Origin of the sequence: Streptomyces sp. LS1784 (assembly GCF_020103755.1) — a bacterium.
In the GTDB taxonomy this organism is placed as follows: domain Bacteria; phylum Actinomycetota; class Actinomycetes; order Streptomycetales; family Streptomycetaceae; genus Kitasatospora.
The window spans coordinates 1-4,508 of record NZ_JAHSQD010000627.1 but is presented as its reverse complement, the minus strand read 5'-3'; the positions used below and the strand labels follow the sequence as shown (position 1 = coordinate 4,508).

Genomic DNA, 4,508 nt, shown 5'->3' with positions numbered 1-4,508 from the left:
GTCCGGCGGCGGTGGCGACGCGGCTACGACCCGGTGCGCGCCCGCGGGCGGTACGTGGCCCAGCAGCGCTGGCACCGGCCGGTGGCCTGGGTGCTCGCCGTGATCATGGGCGTGAGCCTGGTGGCGGTCGCGGTCGCGGCGGTCTACCAGGGCGTGGGCGGCTCCTCGGGCACGCCCCGGCGCCCCGAGTCCGGCAGCAGCAGCGCCGGGGTCGAGCCGGGGCAGACACCGGCCGAGCCCCCGCTGGTGGTGACCGCGCCCGCCGGCTAGCGCGGGCGTACGCCCCGGGGCGGTGGTCACGGAGCGTTCCCGGGAATGTGCGCCCTGACCCTCGTGGCGGCGCCGGTGTCCGCCTACCCTGGTGGTGTGGGTGACCCGCGAGAGCCTCCGGAGGGTACGCCCGAGGGCGGTTCCGGCAACGAGGACGAATTCCGGTCCGTCGTGTTCGACGAATCGTTCGTGAGGGCTGCCCGCATCCAGGAACTGTCCGCCCGGGAGCGGCTGGCGGGCTCCTTCGGCAAGGCCACCCGGCCGCGGGGGCGGTTCGGCCTGCTGGGCACCGTCCCGCGTCAGGCGTTCGCCCTGCTGCTGCTCATCCTGCTCGCCTTCGGGGCCGCGGTGTACTTCGGGGTGAGCTCGCCGAAGGGGGTCGCGGTACGGCCCGAGGGAAGCCAACTGACCGTCAGCCTGGTCGCGTTGAGCCCGGCTTCGGCCGTCCACCCGGTCGCCGACCCGGCGAACCCGTTCGCCGTGCTGCCGCCGGGGTACGGGGACGGCACGATCGGGCTGAACACCCCGACCGGGGCCGCCAGCGGGCACTTCAGCCGGGTCGAGGTGGCCAAGGCGCTCGACACCGTCCAGCGCTACCTGGTCGCCTCCTCGCTGTCCCCGGCCACGCTGGTCCAGGGCGCCACCGCGGACGTCCGGGCCTTCGTCACGTCCGGTGAGCAGGCGGAGTTCGACGCGAGCGTGGCGCAGCCGGTGGACGACCGGCACCACGCGGTGACCGGCTGGATGGTCCGTTTCGACCCGGCGCAGGTCGCGCTGGCCTCGAACACCGTGAAGGTGGCCGGCGCGATGCGGATCGACGAGGCGGACAGCGGGACCCTGCAGATCACCACCGACCACACCTTCGTCTACGCGCTGAAGCCGGCCGGCGCCCCGGCCGGAGCGCCGGTCACCCTGGAGACCGTGCGGCGGCAGCTGACCTTCGAGTTCGACCGGGTCGACCTGGCCTCGGCGCAGCTGCGGCTGGTGGACTCGGTGGTGCAGGCCGGGCCGGAGCCCTGCGGCACCTCGACGGCGGGCTTCCTGCAGCCGGTGCTGGCCACCGCGCAGGGCACGGTGGTCGCGCCGCCGACGCCGGTCGACCCCGGCAACCACGCCCGGCCGGGCTGGCAGGTGTGCGGGGTGTTGGCGGGCAGCTGAGGCGCCCGGGCCGTGGAACGGCGCGGCGGCCGGTGCCCCGGGCGGGACACCGGCCGCCGTCGCGGACCGGGCGGGTCAGTTGTCGCTGCTGCCCGAGGCGCCGTTGCCCGAGGAACCGGTGCCCGAGGCGCCGCTGCCCGAGGAGCCGTTGCGGTTTCCGCTGCCGGTGAAGGTGTCGCGGAGCTTGCCGCCGACGGTCGCGGCGCCGCCGGCGACGTCCCGGAGCAGGCCCATCAGCGGGTCCTTGCTCTCCTTGACCGAGGTGGTGTAGTGCTCGGCGGCGGCCTTCCACTGCTCGGTGACCGAGGTGTCCGGGTCGTCCGAGCGGCGCGGGTAGGCGCCGGCCAGGATCGAGCGGTAGTCGTCGCTCTCCGCCCACTTCTTCAGCTGGGCGACCCGGACCACCGCGAAGGGGTGGGTCTGCGGCAGCACCTGGAGCACCTTGAGCACGCCGTCGCGCAGGTCGCCGGCCTTCTCGTACTCCTCGGCCTGCTCCAGGAAGGCGTCGACGTTCATCTCGGCCAGGTTGTGGCCGCCGGCCAGCTTCATCAGGGCCCGCATGGACGCCTGGAGGTCCTGCCCGGCGAGCAGGCCGGCCCGGTCGCTGGACAGCTCCGCCTTGCGGAACCACTCCTTGAGCGCGGTGATGATCGCGGTGATCGCCAGGTTGCCGAGCGGCACCCAGGCGATCCGGGTGGCGATGTTGGTGAGGATCATCAGCATCGTCCGGTAGACGGCGTGGCCGGACATCGCGTGGCCGACCTCGTGGCCGATGACCGAGCGCAGCTCCTCCTCGTCGAGCAGCTCGACCAGACCGCTGGTGACCACGATGACCGGGGTGTCGATGCCGATGCAGTACGCGTTGACCGTCGGGTCCTGGGTGACGTACAGGTCGGGGACCTGCTCCAGGTCGAGCACGTAGGCGGCGTCGCGCACCATGTCGTGCAGCTCCGGGAACTGGCGCTCGGAGGTCTTCACGGCGGTGGCCAGGAACATCAGCCGGATCGCCCGCTCGGAGACCAGGCCGGCGAGCTTCTTCAGGATGTCGTCGAAGCCGGTCAGCCTGCGCAGGGCGACCAGGGCGGAGCGGTCCGCCGGGTGTTCCCAGGCCCGGGTGGAGATCCCGGGGAAGCGCTCGCGGCGGCGGCTCGGGGTCTTCGCGGTCGTGTCGGTCATGGTCTGGGTCCCTCCTGGTCGACGGCGGCTGCGGCCCACTGGCCCGCTCCCCCCGCTGGTCTTCGCCTGCAACGACTGCCTGTGCAACGTACGTGGTTGCGTACTCGTCCCCGGAGCCGGCGTACGGGCGGGCCGCCGCGCGGGCGGCGGGCACGTCACAGGGGTCGGTGGGCTGCGCCGGTGTGAGGCCGGTTTACCCTGAGGCCTGGACGACCGAGACCGGACCCGGCCGCGGTACCGAGCAGTTCGAGGAGCCCCGCAGATGTCCACCGACACGCTTGTCAGCCTGGCCGCGCCCATCTCCGACGAGTCCGGCCCCGGCCTGCTCCTGCGGATTATCGTGGTCGCGTCCTTCGTGGGCATCGGCCTGCTGGTCTGGATCATGGCGCGCGCCTTCAAGAACAACTAGGCCAGGGCCCTCCCCGGCTCTTTCCCGGCCCCTTCCCCGGGCCCGCGCTCACGCCCGGTCAGCGGCGGTGGGCCGCCGAGCGGTTGCCGTGTAACCCCCCGTACGATGACGGGTGGGCCCTCACCCGGCCCGGAACAACCCCCAGGTCCGTTCACCGAGCCGAGAAGGTCCCGCCGACCATGAGCACTGCTGCCGCACTCCCCGTTCTGAACCTCCTCGCCGAGGGCGAGGGGGGCAACCACGACAGTCTGAACCCGGCCCTGACCGGTGGCGCCGCGCTGGTCATCCTGCTGCTCCTGCTCTTCATCACCACCCGCTTCAACCGGGACCGCTGAGCCGCGTTCCGGGACCGCTCGGGGAGCGTCCGGCCACGGGCCGGCCGCTCCCTCACGCATCTGCGGACAACCCTCACGCGGTCTGCGGGGGACCGCCACCCGGCCGTTCCCGCACCGTAACGGGTGTCGCGTAAGGTGTGGCGGCATGGGAGAGCAGGCCGGGAGTCCCGGCGGACCGGAACCGGTGAAGAAGCGCCTCGGCGTGATGGGCGGCACCTTCGACCCGATCCACCACGGCCACCTCGTCGCCGCCAGTGAGGTCGCGAGTGCGTTCCACCTGGACGAAGTGATCTTCGTGCCGACCGGGCAGCCGTGGCAGAAGAGCGACCGTCACGTCACCCCGGCCGAGGACCGCTACCTGATGACGGTCATCGCGACCGCCGAGAACCCGCAGTTCTCGGTCAGCCGGATCGACATCGACCGCGAGGGCCCGACGTACACCGTCGACACCCTGCGCGACCTGCACGCCGTGCACCCGGACGCCGACCTCTTCTTCATCACCGGTGCCGACGCGCTCGCCCAGATCCTGTCCTGGCGCGACTCCGACGAACTCTTCTCGCTGGCCCACTTCATCGGATGCACCCGCCCGGGGCACACTCTGTCGGACGCCGGGCTTCCGGCGGGCGGGGTCTCCCTGGTGGAGGTCCCGGCGCTGGCCATCTCCTCCACGGACTGCCGCAACCGGGTCGCCCAGGGCGAGCCGGTCTGGTACCTCGTCCCGGACGGCGTGGTCCGCTACATCGACAAGCGGGCGCTGTACGCGCCGCGCGGGGACTGATCCGGGAGCGGTGCATGACTGATCGCAGCGACGGCCGGCGGCCGGAGGACTGGTCCACCGGGCAGTACCAGCAGCCGTACCAGGGCTACCAGCACCCACAGCAGGAGCCGCAGTCGTACGAGCAGCAGCAGTACGACCAGTACGGGCAGCCGGTGTACGGGCAGGACCCGTACGGTTACCAGCAGCAGGGCTACCAGGGCTACGACGGGTACCAGCAGGGCGGCCGGACCGGGCCGTTCCCGCAGCAGCAGTCGCAGTCGTACGAGCCGCAGTCGTACGAGCAGCAGCAGTACGACCAGTACGGGCAGCCGGTGTACGGGCAGGACCCGTACGGCTACCAGCAGCAGGGCTACCAGGGCTACCAGCAGCAGCCGTACCAGGC

5 protein-coding genes and 2 pseudogenes are annotated in these 4,508 nt (G+C 72.4%); 6 read left to right on the top strand and 1 reads right to left on the bottom strand.

Annotated features, from left to right (window positions below; genetic code table 11):
- A pseudogene (locus KS423_RS39280) lies at positions 1 to 270 on the top strand (hypothetical protein); the annotation flags it as partial.
- Between the two features lie 96 nt (positions 271 to 366).
- Positions 367 to 1,428 carry a hypothetical protein gene (locus tag KS423_RS39275; protein WP_224284516.1) on the top strand — a complete coding sequence of 354 codons (1,062 nt, stop codon included), beginning with the start codon at positions 367 to 369 and terminating at the stop codon, positions 1,426 to 1,428.
- 75 nt (positions 1,429 to 1,503) lie between these two features.
- Here the strand turns inward: KS423_RS39275 and KS423_RS39270 are convergent, their stop codons facing one another.
- Positions 1,504 to 2,604 (bottom strand): M48 family metallopeptidase, encoded by a 1,101-nt coding sequence (locus tag KS423_RS39270; RefSeq protein ID WP_224284515.1) that lies wholly within the window; start codon positions 2,602 to 2,604, stop codon positions 1,504 to 1,506.
- A gap of 262 nt (positions 2,605 to 2,866) precedes the next feature.
- Here KS423_RS39270 and KS423_RS39265 point away from each other — a divergent pair, with 262 nt between their 5' ends.
- The 4 genes and pseudogenes from KS423_RS39265 to KS423_RS39250 form a co-directional block, all read left to right on the top strand.
- Positions 2,867 to 3,013, top strand: coding sequence for a hypothetical protein (locus KS423_RS39265; protein WP_224284514.1), 147 nt, complete (start codon positions 2,867 to 2,869; stop codon positions 3,011 to 3,013).
- A 179-nt stretch (positions 3,014 to 3,192) separates the two neighbouring features.
- A complete protein-coding gene (locus tag KS423_RS39260) occupies positions 3,193 to 3,348 on the top strand; it encodes a hypothetical protein (protein ID WP_224284513.1) in 156 nt (51 codons plus the stop codon).
- A 145-nt stretch (positions 3,349 to 3,493) separates the two neighbouring features.
- Positions 3,494 to 4,126 carry a nicotinate-nucleotide adenylyltransferase gene (gene nadD / locus KS423_RS39255; protein ID WP_224284512.1) on the top strand — a complete coding sequence of 211 codons (633 nt, stop codon included), beginning with the start codon at positions 3,494 to 3,496 and terminating at the stop codon, positions 4,124 to 4,126.
- A 14-nt stretch (positions 4,127 to 4,140) separates the two neighbouring features.
- Positions 4,141 to 4,508 (top strand): annotated as a pseudogene (locus KS423_RS39250) (hypothetical protein); the annotation flags it as partial.